The organism is Marinobacterium rhizophilum, from assembly GCF_024397915.1.
In the GTDB taxonomy this organism is placed as follows: Bacteria; Pseudomonadota; Gammaproteobacteria; order Pseudomonadales; family Balneatricaceae; genus Marinobacterium_A; species Marinobacterium_A rhizophilum_A.
On the sequence record NZ_CP073347.1, the window covers coordinates 2,519,037 to 2,531,821 of the forward strand.

At 62.4% G+C, this 12,785-nt stretch carries 13 protein-coding genes; 7 read left to right on the forward strand and 6 right to left on the reverse strand.

Annotated elements, in window-relative coordinates:
* Positions 1-14: 14 nt before the first annotated feature.
* From bioC to bioB, 4 genes are all read right to left on the reverse strand, one after another.
* The gene (bioC, locus tag KDW95_RS11380) at positions 15-815 is read right to left on the reverse strand and encodes a malonyl-ACP O-methyltransferase BioC (RefSeq protein ID WP_255856379.1); all 801 of its coding nucleotides are present in this window, start codon (positions 813-815) and stop codon (positions 15-17) included.
* On the reverse strand, positions 812-1,579 hold the full coding sequence (gene bioH / locus KDW95_RS11385) for a pimeloyl-ACP methyl ester esterase BioH (protein WP_255856380.1): 768 nt from the start codon (positions 1,577-1,579) through the stop codon (positions 812-814). Before bioH ends, bioC begins: the two co-directional genes overlap by 4 nt.
* Positions 1,576-2,769, reverse strand: a complete 1,194-nt coding sequence (gene bioF, locus KDW95_RS11390; protein ID WP_255856381.1) for an 8-amino-7-oxononanoate synthase — start codon at positions 2,767-2,769, stop codon at positions 1,576-1,578. The genes bioH and bioF overlap by 4 nt, the downstream gene beginning before the upstream one ends.
* Before the next feature lie 67 nt (positions 2,770-2,836).
* A complete protein-coding gene (gene bioB, locus KDW95_RS11395) occupies positions 2,837-3,880 on the reverse strand; it encodes a biotin synthase BioB (protein ID WP_255856382.1) in 1,044 nt (347 codons plus the stop codon).
* 95 nt (positions 3,881-3,975) lie between these two features.
* Here bioB and KDW95_RS11400 point away from each other — a divergent pair, with 95 nt between their 5' ends.
* The 7 genes from KDW95_RS11400 to KDW95_RS11430 all read left to right on the forward strand — a co-directional run bounded on the left by KDW95_RS11400 (position 3,976) and on the right by KDW95_RS11430 (position 10,731).
* The gene (locus KDW95_RS11400) at positions 3,976-4,683 is read left to right on the forward strand and encodes a ComF family protein (RefSeq protein ID WP_255856383.1); all 708 of its coding nucleotides are present in this window, start codon (positions 3,976-3,978) and stop codon (positions 4,681-4,683) included.
* 107 nt (positions 4,684-4,790) lie between these two features.
* Positions 4,791-6,437 (forward strand): Na/Pi cotransporter family protein, encoded by a 1,647-nt coding sequence (locus KDW95_RS11405; protein WP_255856384.1) that lies wholly within the window; start codon positions 4,791-4,793, stop codon positions 6,435-6,437.
* 99 nt (positions 6,438-6,536) lie between these two features.
* Positions 6,537-7,283 (forward strand): sulfite exporter TauE/SafE family protein, encoded by a 747-nt coding sequence (locus KDW95_RS11410; protein ID WP_255856385.1) that lies wholly within the window; start codon positions 6,537-6,539, stop codon positions 7,281-7,283.
* 54 nt (positions 7,284-7,337) lie between these two features.
* Entirely contained in the window at positions 7,338-8,051 is a 714-nt protein-coding gene (gene tsaA, locus KDW95_RS11415; protein WP_255856386.1) for a tRNA (N6-threonylcarbamoyladenosine(37)-N6)-methyltransferase TrmO, read from the forward strand.
* A gap of 92 nt (positions 8,052-8,143) precedes the next feature.
* Positions 8,144-9,439, forward strand: coding sequence for an adenosylmethionine--8-amino-7-oxononanoate transaminase (bioA, locus tag KDW95_RS11420; protein WP_255856387.1), 1,296 nt, complete (start codon positions 8,144-8,146; stop codon positions 9,437-9,439).
* A 128-nt stretch (positions 9,440-9,567) separates the two neighbouring features.
* Complete coding sequence (locus KDW95_RS11425) at positions 9,568-10,101, forward strand: glycine zipper 2TM domain-containing protein (RefSeq protein WP_255856388.1); 534 nt, start codon at positions 9,568-9,570, stop codon at positions 10,099-10,101.
* Positions 10,102-10,299: 198 nt separating this feature from the next.
* Positions 10,300-10,731 carry an acyl-CoA thioesterase gene (locus KDW95_RS11430; protein WP_255856389.1) on the forward strand — a complete coding sequence of 144 codons (432 nt, stop codon included), beginning with the start codon at positions 10,300-10,302 and terminating at the stop codon, positions 10,729-10,731.
* Positions 10,732-10,773: 42 nt separating this feature from the next.
* Here KDW95_RS11430 and dnaB read toward each other — a convergent pair whose 3' ends face one another.
* A complete protein-coding gene (gene dnaB / locus KDW95_RS11435; protein ID WP_255856390.1) occupies positions 10,774-12,171 on the reverse strand; it encodes a replicative DNA helicase in 1,398 nt (465 codons plus the stop codon).
* Between the two features lie 156 nt (positions 12,172-12,327).
* On the reverse strand, positions 12,328-12,774 hold the full coding sequence (gene rplI, locus KDW95_RS11440) for a 50S ribosomal protein L9 (RefSeq protein ID WP_067298871.1): 447 nt from the start codon (positions 12,772-12,774) through the stop codon (positions 12,328-12,330).
* Positions 12,775-12,785 lie beyond the last annotated feature (11 nt).

Genomic DNA, 12,785 nt, shown 5'->3' on the forward strand with positions numbered 1-12,785 from the left:
CGTTACTGCTGGCGCTACCTGTCCTGCAGCTTTTCGAGTTCGAGATAATAGACTTCGTAGGTCGCCGGCAGCAAACCGTCCGGGTCGCGGTGGCGTTCATAGGCCGCCTTGAAGGCCTGTACCCGGGCCTTGCCGGTAAGACCGGTGGCCTGCCCCTGGTTCATGTTATGGGCGCCGATACCCTTGAGTTCAGCGGTCAGCTGGCGCAACTGGGCATAGCGCAGCACCCGCTGCTCCGTCCGAAAGTCCTGCAGTTTCAGCCCGGGCGGCAGGGCGGCCAGCAGCTGCTGCCGGGGCACGAAACGGTTGACGTGCATGTCGCCATCCACCTGCGCCCAGGCGTCACGCAACTCGTGCAGCGTCCCGGGCCCGAGCGTCGCCACCACAAAGCGCCCACCGGGGCGCAGCACGCGCTTGATCTCGGCGAACAACCGTTCAGGTCGCTCACACCACTGGATCGCCAGGCTGGAAAAGATCAGATCAAGGCTGTTGTCCGCCAGCGGCAGGGCCTCGGCATCACCGCAGACCCATACGGCAGCCGGGTCCGGCCGGTGTGCCCGTGCATAGGCCAGCATACCCTGGGCCAGGTCTAGACTGACCAGCTGGCTGGAGACAAAGCGCTGGCGTAGTAACGGCGTGAAGTAGCCGGTGCCCGAACCCAGATCCATGACGCGGGCCGCCTCTGTCGCGGGCAAAGCGTCCAGTAACCGATGACCAATCTGGCGCTGCAGTTCGGCGGCCGCATCATAGGTCAGGGCCGCACGGCTGAACGACTCGGCTATGCGGTGCTTGTTGAGCAAGGCTGCGGCGTTCAAGATGCCGCCCCTGCAAACGCGACCAGGTCTTCAACGAAGCGGGCCTGGTGGGAATAAAACGGCAGGTGGCCCGCATCTTCGTAACAGCGCAGCCAGGCCCCTGGTTGCAGGCGCTGCAACGGCTCGGCCAGCGTCGCCGGAACCAGTTGGTCCTCGCCCCCCAGAATATGCAGCGCGGGCTGCGACAGCGCCGCCAGGGTTGCGCGACCGTCCTGTGCCAGCAGCTGCAGAGTGCCGGCCAGATCCGCCGGTGCCTGCCCGGCCAGCAGCACCTTGAGACGACGCAGTATCTCCCGTGCCGCCGCGCCACGGCTTTGCAGCAGCGCAAAGCTTGCCAGGGTGCGTGCCGGGTCGCTGGCGAGGGAGTTGGCAAAACCGTCGAAAGTTTCAGGCGCCATGCCGCAGGGCCAGTCCTTGTGGGCGACAAAACAGGGGTTGGACGCCACCGTTACAAGGGCGCAGACACGTTCCGGCGCCTGGCGAGCAACCTCGGCGGCCACCAGCCCGCCAAGGGACCAGCCCAGCCAGATGGCACGCTCAGGCACCTGCTGCAACACCGCAATCGCCAAGGCCTGCACCGTGACAGGCTCCAGCAGTGCCTCGGAGCGTCCCAGGCCCGGCAAGTCGATCAATACCGTATCAAAATGCTGCTGCAGCGCCGGCAATAGCGGTTCCCAGACGCCGCTATGCAGTCCCCAGCCATGCAGCAGCACCAGCACGGGCCGACCGCTTGCAGGATTGCTGCGCTCGATATGCAGGCTCATTGAGGCATACCTTGCCGATCACCCATCGCCTGCGCGCCTATCACCTGCCCCAGCGCCTCCAGCAACTCATCGACCTGCGCCTCAGAGTGGCTGGCACTGAGGGTAACGCGCAGGCGGGCACTGCCGGCCGGCACCGTGGGCGGACGTATGGCACCGACGAATATCCCCCGCGCCTCCAGCCCTGCGCTGATGGCCATGGCCGCATCGGCTTCACCGATCAGGATGGGCTGGATCGGCGTGGGAGAGTCCATCAGGTTGAGCCCCAGTTGCGCACATCCGGCCCGAAAGCGCCCGATCAGCGCATTCAGGTGTTCCCGGCGCCAGTCCTGCGTCTCCAGCAGGCGCAGGCTCGCAAGGGATGCACAGGCCACCGCCGGCGGCATGCTGGTGGTGTAAATATAGGTTCGGGCAAACTGGATCAGGGTTTCGATCAGGGCGCTGGAGCCCGCCACGAAGGCACCCGAGGTGCCAAACGCCTTGCCCAGGGTACCCACGAGGACCGGCACCTCGTCCTGGCCGAGATCAAAGTGATCGACGATACCGCGCCCGCCCCGGCCGATACAGCCAAAGCCATGGGCGTCGTCCACCATCAGCCAGGCGCTCTCGGCCCTGGCGGCGGATGCCAGCTCAGGCAGCGGCGCCAGATCGCCATCCATGCTGAAAACACCGTCGGTGACCACCAGCTTGCGTCGTCCGTCGGTTCGGGCCAGGCGCTGCTCAAGGCTGGCAACATCATTGTGCAGGTAACGCTGAAAACGCGCGCCGCTCAGCAGGCCGGCATCAAGCAGGGAGGCGTGGTTGAGGCGGTCCTGAAAGATCGCATCGGCCTTGCCCAGCAGGCCGTTGATGGCGCCGAGGTTGGCCATGTAACCGTTGGAGAACAGTAGCACCCGCTCTCGGCCAGTGAACTCGGCCAGGGCTTCCTCCAGCGCATGGTGGGCACGACCATGACCGTTGACCAGGTGGGAGGCGCCGCCGCCAACGCCGTAGCGATCGGCGCCCTGCTGCAGGGCGCGAATTACGTCCGGATGGTTGGCCAGCCCGAGATAGTCATTGGAGCAGAACGCCAGGTAACGCTTGCCATCAACCTGAACCTCGGGTCCCTGGGCACTGTCCAGCACACGGCGGCGGCGGTACAGGGCATCGCGCTCGCGCTGATCGAGGGCCGCCTGCAACTGATCGAAGGACATGGAAGACTCCAGCTAGGGCCCCTGCCGCACCCGGGTTTTCAGGGCGGCACCGCGGGGCACAGGAAAATCAGGCGGGGTAGAAACGCGGGCTGTCCTGGGCGGACTGCACCTGCTGCATCAGCTGTTCCTGCTGCGTTTCGTCGGACTCGGAAATACGCTGCTCCGGGTTGATGCCCAGGCGCTTGAACAGCTGCAGATCGCTGTTGGTATCCGGGTTGGGCGTGGTCAGCAGGCACTCGCCGTAGAAAATCGAGTTGGCACCGGCGAAGAAGGTCATGGCCTGCATTTCGTCGCTCATGCTTTCACGCCCGGCGGACAGGCGCACATGGGACTGGGGCATCATGATGCGCGCCACCGCGATGGTGCGAATAAAATCCAGGTGGTCCAGGTCCTCGGCATTCTCCAGCGGCGTGCCCTTGACCTTGACCAGCATGTTGATCGGCACGGATTCGGGATGGTGCGGCAGGTTCGCCAGCTGGCGCAGCAGGCCAATACGGTCGGTGGCGGTTTCACCCAGGCCCAGAATGCCGCCGCTGCACACCTTCATGCCGGATTCGCGCACATGGTGCAGCGTATCCAGGCGGTCCTGGTAGGTGCGGGTGGTGATGATCTTGTCGTAATACTCGGGCGAGGTATCGAGGTTGTGGTTGTAGTAATCCAGTCCCGCCTCGGCCAGGCGATCAGCCTTGCTTTCATCCAGCATGCCCAGGGTCATGCAGGTTTCCAGGCCCAGCTTTTTGACCTCGCGCACCATCTCGGTCACATAGGGCATGTCCTTTTCCGCCGGGTGCTTCCAGGCGGCGCCCATACAGAAACGGGTGGAGCCGGCAGCCTTGGCAGCGCGGGCCTTTTCCAGCACCTTGTCGACCTGCATCAGGCGCTCTTTCTCGAGCCCGGTATTGTAGTGGCCGCTCTGCGGGCAATACTTGCAGTCTTCCGGGCAGGCACCGGTCTTGATCGACAGCAGGGTGCTGACCTGCACTTCGTTCGGGTTGAAGTGCTGACGGTGCACGGTCTGCGCCTGAAACAGCAGGTCATTAAACGGCAGTTCAAACAGTGCGCGAACTTCTTGCTGGGTCCAGTCGTGACGGACGGCGGCCTTGGCTTGCATCTTGGCGAATCCCTATCAAAATTCAGTCAGGCGCAACCGGGCGCCACGAGAAGAGCAGGCAGCCATAATAAACTGACAGAAGGATCTGTCAACCAATGCATAAACACGAAGTAAACTTATGGTCATTTTTTAATCAATCATGCAACCTGTGCCGAGCACATCCCCAGGCCCGGGGAGGCCTGTGTCGCGACTGCCTGGGCGACATGCCCCGCATCGCGCCTGCCTGCATTCGTTGCGCGCTGCCACTGGAAGGCGTCGAGGGCCTCACCTGTGGCCACTGCCAGAAACGCCCGCCGGCCTTTGATCGCACCGTCGCTGCGTTTGCCTACCGCTTTCCCCTCAACCAGCTGATCCCGCTGATCAAGTACCAGGGCCAGACCGGACAACTGGGCTGGCTGGCCGACAGCCTCGCCGATCATCTGCAGCAGCGCTGCGATGACTGGCCCCAGGTACTGGTCCCGGTGCCACTGGCCGCCCCCCGGCTGCGCCGGCGCGGTTACAACCAGGCCGCTCTGCTGGCCACCCGTCTGGCAAAACGGCTGGAGCTGGCAACGGACCTGGGCAGCCTCAGCAAACCCCGCGAAACCGCGCACCAGATGGAGTTGCGAGGCAAGGCGCGGCGCCGCAACCTCCGGGGCGCCTTCCAGTGGAACGGTCCGACCTATACCCATGTCGCCCTGATCGACGATGTCATGACCACCGGCACCACCGTGAACGAAATCAGCCGGTTACTGAAAAGTGCCGGCATCCGGCGCGTGGATATCTGGGTACTGGCGCGCACGCCAGCACCCGGTGAGCACTGAAGTTTCAACAAAGCGTTTGAACCAACCGCCAAAGCACGCCTACGCTTAAATGTACCTCGGGCGCCTGATTGGAAGACACCGAGCCTCAGTCAGTAAGGAGGCTATGCATGCAACTCACCCTGTTTGGAGACCTTGTCGGCGGTATCGGTTTATTCCTGCTGGGCATGCTGCTGATGACCCAGGGCCTGCGCAAGGCGGCGGGCTCGTCCCTCAAGCAGATTCTTCGCACCGCCACCCGCTCGCGCCTGCGCGGGCTCGCCTCCGGCACCTTTATCACCGCCCTGGTTCAATCCTCCGGTGCCGTCACCATCGCCACCATCGGCTTCGTTAACGCCGGCCTGCTCACCCTGGCGCAATCGGTATCGGTCATTTACGGCTGCAACATCGGCACCACCATGGTGGGCTGGCTGATCGCCCTGATCGGTTTCAAGGTCAAGATCAGCGCCCTGGCCCTCCCCCTGATAGGCGGGGGCATGCTGCTGCATCTGGCCGGGCGCGGCGGACGCCTGGCCCATATCGGCTTTGCCCTGGCGGGGTTCGGGGTCTTTTTTATCGGCCTGGACTTTCTCAAGGGCGCCTTTGCCGGCTTCGAGCAGCACCTGGACCTGTCGGCCCTGGGCAACAGCGGCGCCAGCCTGCTGCTGTTCGTGCTGGCCGGCTTCGTGCTGACGCTGCTGATGCAGTCGTCCGCCGCGGCACTGGCCATTACCCTGTCCCTCACCGCCTCCGGCGCCGTCCCGCTGGCCGCCGCCGCCGCCATGGTGATCGGCGCCAATGTCGGCACCACCTCCACCGCCATCCTGGCGGTCATCGGCGCCACCTCCAATGCCAAGCGCATCGCCGCCGCCCATGTGCTGTTCAACCTGCTGACGGGGCTCGTCGGGCTGGGCATCCTGCTGCTCGTGGCGCCCTGGCTCAATCATATCGATGCCGCGCGCTTTGACCTGGTATTACTGCTGGCCCTGTTCCATTCGCTGTTCAACCTGGTCGGCGTCGCCCTGCTCTGGCCCCTGACTGACCGTCTGGTCGCGATTCTGGAACGCCGCTTCTGCAGCCAGGAAGAAAACGAGGGGCGCCCCCGCTACCTGGATGACACCCTGGTGCAAATGCCCTCCCTGGCCATCGAAGCCATGGCCAAGGAAATGACCCGGCTCGACCAGATCTGCTCGCGCATGGCCCGTGAGGCCATCAGCTCCAGCAATGGTGATAACAACCGCCTGCGCGCCCAGCAGCAGGGCGTCGATCAGCTGGTCCGCAAGATTGGCGCCTTCTGCCAGCGTATCGCCGAGAACGATATCAGCAGCGAGGTCAGTGGCATTTTGCCCACCGCCCTGCGGCTGGTGCGCTACCTCAATGAAGTCAGCCGCCTGTCGTGCCTGCTGCCGGCCTATTACGACCGCTTTGAAGTCATCGCCGACGAGGCCACCCGGCGCGACGTACACGACTACCAGAAGGCCAGCATCGCCCTGATCGATGCCTGCGAAATTGACGACAGCGCAGACCGGGGCGCCGACAGTGCGCACCTGCTGCTGCACCAGCTGGAGCGCCAATACCAGAACCTCAAGTCATCCATCCTGCTGGCAACCACCGAGCGGCGCCTGTCGCCCGGGGATACCGTGCAGCTGCTGGATGCACTGAGCCATATCCACCGCCTGGCCGAACAGGCCGAGAAGGTGTCGCGCTACTGGAGCGGCATTACCCCGCTGCAGCACCGCACCCCGGCCCATACCGCCGTTGCCGCATCGCATTCGTAAACCAGGCCGACAACACAGCAGGGCCCGCGCCTTTACAAGGCCGGGCGCCTGACCTTAGGATAATCGCCCTTCCTGCCCGCTGAACGGATGCACCTACCCATGATCCAGGACCCTTATTTCTATCTGGTTGCGATACCGGCTGTCCTGATCGTGGGCATATCCAAGGGTGGCCTGGGCGGGGGCCTGGGCCTGATCGCCGTACCCCTGCTGGCCCTGGCCGTGCCGCCGACGACCGCCGCAGCCATCATGCTGCCGATCCTGTGCCTGATGGACCTGGTCGGACTCTGGAAATTCCGTGGCAAGGGCGATGCCCGCTGCCTGAAAACCCTGCTGCCTGCGGCCCTGGCGGGCATCGTGCTGGGTGCACTGAGTTTTCGTTACCTCACCGATGATCACATCCGCCTGATCGTCGGCACCATTGCCATCAGTTTTACGCTCAACTATTACCTGCGCAAAGGCAGCCAGCAGCCGCGGCAGCAGAACCTTGCCCGCGGCAGCTTTTGGGGTGCCCTGTCGGGCTTCACCAGTTTTAGCGTGCACGCCGGCGGCGCCCCGCTGAATATCTACCTGCTGCCACTACGGCTGGAAAAACAGGCCTATATCGGCACCACCATCGTCTTCTTCGCCGCCGTCAACTATATCAAGCTGATCCCCTACGGCATGCTCGGCCAGTTCAATACCGACCTCTTGACCACCTCCGCCGCACTGGCCGTGCTCGCCCCCGTGGGCGTGCTGACCGGCGCCTGGCTGCAGCACCGCATCAACGAGCGCGTTTTCTATCACCTGTGCTACGGCTTTCTGATGCTGGCCGGGATCAAGCTGTTCTACGATGTGTTCAGTCGCTGATACCGCCGGTCCTGCCTGTTATACTGCCGGGCTTTAATGCCTTGAAGACGACTGATGCAGCCCATTGAATTTCAGCCCATCGGACTTATCCACAGCGGCTACAAGGAAAAGTTCGGCATTCCACGCCAGCCAGGCCTGGTGCATTCCATCGGTGCCACGCTGGAACTGCTGCCGCCCTACGGCAACCGCGAGTCGGTGCGCGGACTCGAAATGGCCAGCCATATCTGGTTGCTGTTTCTGTTCAGCGAATGCGTCAACAAGGGCTGGAGCCCAACGGTGCGGCCACCGCGCCTGGGGGGCAACCAGCGCATTGGCGTCTTCGCTACCCGCTCGCCGTTTCGCCCCAACCCCCTGGGCCTCTCGCCGGTGCGCCTGGACGGCATCCGTTTTGAAGGCGATCGCGTCCTGCTCGACATCAGCGGTGCCGACCTGCTGGACCAGACGCCGATATTCGATATCAAGCCCTACCTGCCCTATTCGGACCGCATCGACAGTGCCACCTTTGAGCTGGCCGAGCGCATCGAGCTGCTGGACCTGCCGGTGCATTTCAGCGCCCAGTCACAGCGCTGCTGTGACGACTACCAGGCCCGGCGCCAGCAACCCCTGCGCCGCCAGATCGAAGACCTGCTGCGCTGTGATCCGCGCCCGGCGTACCAGAAAAAGCAGGCGCAACGCGTCTACGGCATCCGCCTGCATGATCTGAATATTCGCTGGAGCATCGACCAGGAGCAGATCCAGGTGCTGGAGATCCAGCCGATCAGCGACTGACGCCGACTCGCACCGCCGTGCCGGAGCCGCGCTTGCGCCCCCCGGACACACGCGCCCCAACAGCGATCAATTTTTACTCACAGGGAGTTCTTATGCCCGCACCACAGATTACCTCTGAACAGATAGTATTCGACCAGCAGCATATCTGGCACCCCTACTCGTCGATGATCAACCCGCCGCCGGCCTACCCGGTGGTGGCGGCCAGGGGGGTGCGGCTGGAACTGGCCGATGGCCGCGAGCTGATCGACGGCATGGCGTCCTGGTGGTCCGTCATTCACGGCTACGGCCACCCCGAACTCAACGCCGCCGCCCATGCCCAGATTGATCGCATGAGCCACGTGATGTTCGGCGGCATCACCCATACGCCGGCCATCGAGCTGGCCCGTCGCCTGGTGGAGATGACCCCGCAAGGTCTCGACAAGGTGTTTATCGCCGACTCGGGCTCGGTGGCAGTAGAGGTGGCGATCAAGATGGCCATCCAGTACTGGCATGCCAAGGGGCTTCCCGCCAAGCATCGCCTGCTGACCATTCGCAACGGCTACCACGGTGATACCTTTGGCGCCATGTCGGTCTGCGACCCCGTGGGAGGCATGCACGAAATATTTACCGGCGTACTGCCTAAACAGTTTTTCGCCCCGCGCCCCGAAATTCCGTTCGACGGCGACTGGGATGACAGCGATATCGCGCCGCTGGAAACCCTGCTGGCCGAACAGCATGGTCATATTGCCGCACTGATCCTGGAGCCCATCGTGCAGGGTGCCGGCGGCATGCGCTTCTACCACCCCGAATACCTCAAGCGCGCCCGTGCTCTGTGTGACGAGTACCAGGTACTGCTGATTGCCGACGAAGTGGCCACCGGCTTCGGCCGCACCGGCAAGCTGTTCGCCTGTGAACACGCCGGCATTACCCCGGATATTCTCTGCGTCGGCAAGGCCCTGACCGGTGGCTACATGACCCTGGCCGCGACCCTGACACGCAGCGATATTGGCGAAACCATCTCCGCCGGCGGCGCCGGCTGCTTCATGCATGGCCCGACCTTTATGGCCAACCCGCTGGCCTGCGCTGTGGCGGCAACCAGCCTGCGGTTGCTGCAAGAGGGCGACTGGGCCGGCAATGTCGAGCGTATCGAACGGGGCCTCAAGGCCGGCCTTGCCCCTGCAGCAGCGCTAGAGAGCGTGGCCCAGGTGCGCTGCCTGGGTGCCATCGGCGTGGTGGAAATGAAAGCACCGGTCGATACCGTGACGATCCAGAAGGAATTCGTGGCACAGGGTATCTGGATCCGGCCCTTTGGCAAGCTGGTGTACGTGATGCCACCCTACGTGATGAGTGATGCGGACCTGGCGACCCTGACCGGTGCCATGGTGCGCGTGCTGGCGGCCTACCGCTGAGTCGGCCTGGCCTGCGGGCGCATCAGCCTGGTCATTCAACTGCGGTACAGGCGCCCTGCGCTATGCTTGACTACAGTCAAAGATAACCAGAGCGCAGTCCGACAAACGCTTGCCTGGGAGGCAGAACGATGAACAAATCCATGCTGGTAGGTACCGTCCTCGGCGCCGTCCTTGTCACGGCGGGTGGCGGCTTCGCCGGTTACCAGATGATGAACGCGGCCCCTACCGAGGCCGAAGTCCTCAAGGTCAACGAAGCCTACAAGACCACCAAGGTGCCGCGGGAAGTCTGCGAAGACCGCGTCGTGACACGCCAGGCACCCGTCAAGGATGAAAACCGCGTGGCCGGTTCCGTCGTCGGTGCCGTCGTAGGCGGCCTGCTGGGCAAGCAGGTCGGCGGCGGTAATGGCAAGAAACTGGCCACCATCGCAGGCGCCGCGGCCGGTGGCTATGCCGGCAACCAGGTACAGAAGAACCTGCAGGAAAAAGACACCTACACCACCACCGAGCGGGTTTGCAACACCGTCACCGACAGCCGCCAGGACCTGATTGGCTACGATGTCGAATACCGCATCGGCGACCAGGTGGCCAGCGTGCGCATGGATCACAACCCGGGCAGCAGCATTCCGCTCAAGGATGGCAAGCTGGTACTGAACGCCCAGTAACACCGTATTTTTCGTGTACCCAGGGGCCCGTTCGGGCCCCTTTTTCATTCAAGGGCCCCTGCAGCCTGCTGGCACAGGAATACCCTGGCGCAGGAATTGCCTTATTGCGGTAATGCGCCCGATAACGGCCCTGCACGCTCGACCCTGACCCCGGCTTTCTTTATGCTTTGGCGTAATGGATCTGTAGCGGGAACAGCAATGCCACGTATCAAAATAGACATGCCGCAGCACTTTACCTTCACCACCGAACTGCCGGTGCGCATCAGTGATATCAATTACGGCGGACACCTGAGCAACGACTCCATCGTCTCGCTGATTCACGAAGCCCGGGTGCGCTTTCTGGCGCAATACAATTATGGCGAACTGAATGTCGAGGGGGCCGGCATGATCATGACCGACTCGGCGGTGATCTATAAGGCGGAGGGTTTTCATGGTGACGTGCTACAAATCGATGTCTGCATCAGCGATTTCAACAAGTACGGCTGTGACTTCTACTACCTGCTAAGCAACAAGCAGACCGCGGTAGAAGTCGCCCACGCCAAGACCGGCATGGTATTTTTTGACTATGAGCAGCGCAAGGTCACGACCGTGCCGCAGAAATTCCGCGATCGCATGATGAAGAGCACCTGATAACCGTGCGCCTCGCTCTGGGCGAGGCGCGGCCCCTGCGGGTCAGCCGCCGTCGAAGCCGCCGTACTCTTCATAGTGATGCGGCGCCAGGTTTTCAAAGCGGGTGTACTTGCCGATAAAGGCCAGGCGCGCAGTGCCGATAGGACCGTTACGCTGCTTGCCGATAATGATTTCCGCTATTCCCTTCTGCTCGCTGTCCTCGTTATAAACCTCATCACGATAGATAAACATGATGACGTCGGCGTCCTGCTCGATGGCGCCGGACTCACGCAGGTCCGAGTTAACCGGGCGCTTGTTGGGGCGCTGCTCCAGGCTTCGATTGAGCTGTGACAGGGCCACCACCGGGCATTCCATCTCCTTGGCCAGCGCCTTCAGCGAGCGGGAGATTTCCGAAATCTCGTGGGTGCGGCTCTCCATCTTGGTGCCCTTGATCTGCATCAGCTGCAGGTAATCGATCATGATCAGGGCCAGGTCACCGTGTTCACGCTTGATACGCCGCGCCCGGGCACGCATTTCGTTGGGGCTAATACCGGCCGTATCGTCAATATAGAGTGGTTTGTCCCGCAGCATGTTGACCGCCGTGGTGAGTCGCGGCCAGTCTTCCTCTTCCAGCTGGCCGGTACGCACCTTGGTCTGGTTGATGCGCCCCAGGGACGACAGCATACGGGTTACCAGCTGGTCGGCGGGCATTTCCAGGCTGAACACCAGCACCGGACGACCGCTGAGCATCAGGGCGTTTTCCACCAGGTTCATGGCGAAGGTGGTCTTGCCCATGGACGGACGCGCCGCCACGATAATCAGGTCGGAGGGCTGCAGACCGGTGGTGCTCTCATCCAGATCATCGAAACCGGTGGATACCCCGGTCATCGCCTCGGCATTGTTGAACAGCGTATCGATGCGCTCAACGGCCTTTTTCAGCAACGGGTTGACCGGCTCCGGGCCACCCTGGTTGGGCCGACTCTCGGCAATCTGGAAGATCTTGCGCTCGGCATCGTTGAGCAGATCCTCCGGCGCCATGCCCTCGGGGTTGAAGGCACTGTCGGAAATTTCCTGCGACACCGTGATCATCTGCCGCAACAGCGCACGGTCTCGCACGATCTCGGAATACGCCCGGATATTCGAGGCACTGGGCGTGTTGCGCGCCAGGGTCACCAGGTAATCGAGCCCGCCGGAGGCTTCCAGGTCGCCGGCGCTGTCCAGCTCCTCGGACACCGTCACAACATCCACCGGTTGATGGTTGTTGATCAGCTTTTCCATGGTACGGAAGATCATGCGATGATCGCGGCGGTAGAACAGATCCTCGGTCACCACCTCGGATACGGTATCCCAACTGCTGTTGTCCAGCATCAGGCCACCGAGTACCGACTGCTCCGCCTCCAGCGAGTGCGGCGGCAGCTTGATACTGGCCAGATCATCGTCACGCAGTTCTGAAAAGTCCATCGTCTAACCCAAAAGCCGAATACAGTGAAATAACTATCGGTGCCCTGTAACAGCATATCCGCAGGGAAGCGTCTGCAACAGCAACCCCAGAAACACAAAAGGCACCGCGCAGTATTCTACGCAGTGCCTTTTCAGCAAACAAATTGTCAGGCGGGTTTATTCGCCGACAACGTTCAGCTTGATTGTTGCATTCACTTCAGCGTGCAGCTGCAAGTTGATTTCGAATTCGCCAGTGGTGCGGATAGCGCCTTCTGGCAGACGAACTTCACTTTTCTGAACAACAACACCGGAACCGGAAATCGCATCAGCGATATCGCGAGTACCGATGGAACCGAACAGCTTGCCTTCGTCGCCAGCTTTGGCAACAACAGACAGTTCCAGTTCGTTCAGCTGTGCAGCACGCGCCTGAGCATCGCTCAGCTTGGCGGCAGCAGAAGCTTCCAGTTCCGCACGACGTTCTTCGAACTTCGCAACGTTGTTTTCAGTAGCAGATACAGCCTTGCCCTGAGGAACCAGGTAGTTACGGCCGAAACCGGCTTTAACGTTAACCTTGTCACCCAGGTTACCCAGCTTGCTTACTTTTTCGAGCAGAATAACTTCCATCTCGTAAACCT

Excerpts from the sequence above, each read along its gene's own strand:
- bioH (WP_255856380.1), bottom strand. The coding sequence starts at position 1,579 with ATGAGCCTGCATATCGAGCGCAGCAATCCTGCAAGCGGTCGGCCCGTG.
- bioF (WP_255856381.1), bottom strand. The coding sequence starts at position 2,769 with ATGTCCTTCGATCAGTTGCAGGCGGCCCTCGATCAGCGCGAGCGCGAT.
- bioB (WP_255856382.1), bottom strand. The coding sequence starts at position 3,880 with ATGCAAGCCAAGGCCGCCGTCCGTCACGACTGGACCCAGCAAGAAGTT.
- KDW95_RS11400 (WP_255856383.1), top strand. The coding sequence starts at position 3,976 with ATGCATAAACACGAAGTAAACTTATGGTCATTTTTTAATCAATCATGC.
- KDW95_RS11405 (WP_255856384.1), top strand. The coding sequence starts at position 4,791 with ATGCAACTCACCCTGTTTGGAGACCTTGTCGGCGGTATCGGTTTATTC.
- KDW95_RS11410 (WP_255856385.1), top strand. The coding sequence starts at position 6,537 with ATGATCCAGGACCCTTATTTCTATCTGGTTGCGATACCGGCTGTCCTG.
- tsaA (WP_255856386.1), top strand. The coding sequence starts at position 7,338 with ATGCAGCCCATTGAATTTCAGCCCATCGGACTTATCCACAGCGGCTAC.
- bioA (WP_255856387.1), top strand. The coding sequence starts at position 8,144 with ATGCCCGCACCACAGATTACCTCTGAACAGATAGTATTCGACCAGCAG.
- KDW95_RS11425 (WP_255856388.1), top strand. The coding sequence starts at position 9,568 with ATGAACAAATCCATGCTGGTAGGTACCGTCCTCGGCGCCGTCCTTGTC.
- KDW95_RS11430 (WP_255856389.1), top strand. The coding sequence starts at position 10,300 with ATGCCACGTATCAAAATAGACATGCCGCAGCACTTTACCTTCACCACC.
- dnaB (WP_255856390.1), bottom strand. The coding sequence starts at position 12,171 with ATGGACTTTTCAGAACTGCGTGACGATGATCTGGCCAGTATCAAGCTG.
- rplI (WP_067298871.1), bottom strand. The coding sequence starts at position 12,774 with ATGGAAGTTATTCTGCTCGAAAAAGTAAGCAAGCTGGGTAACCTGGGT.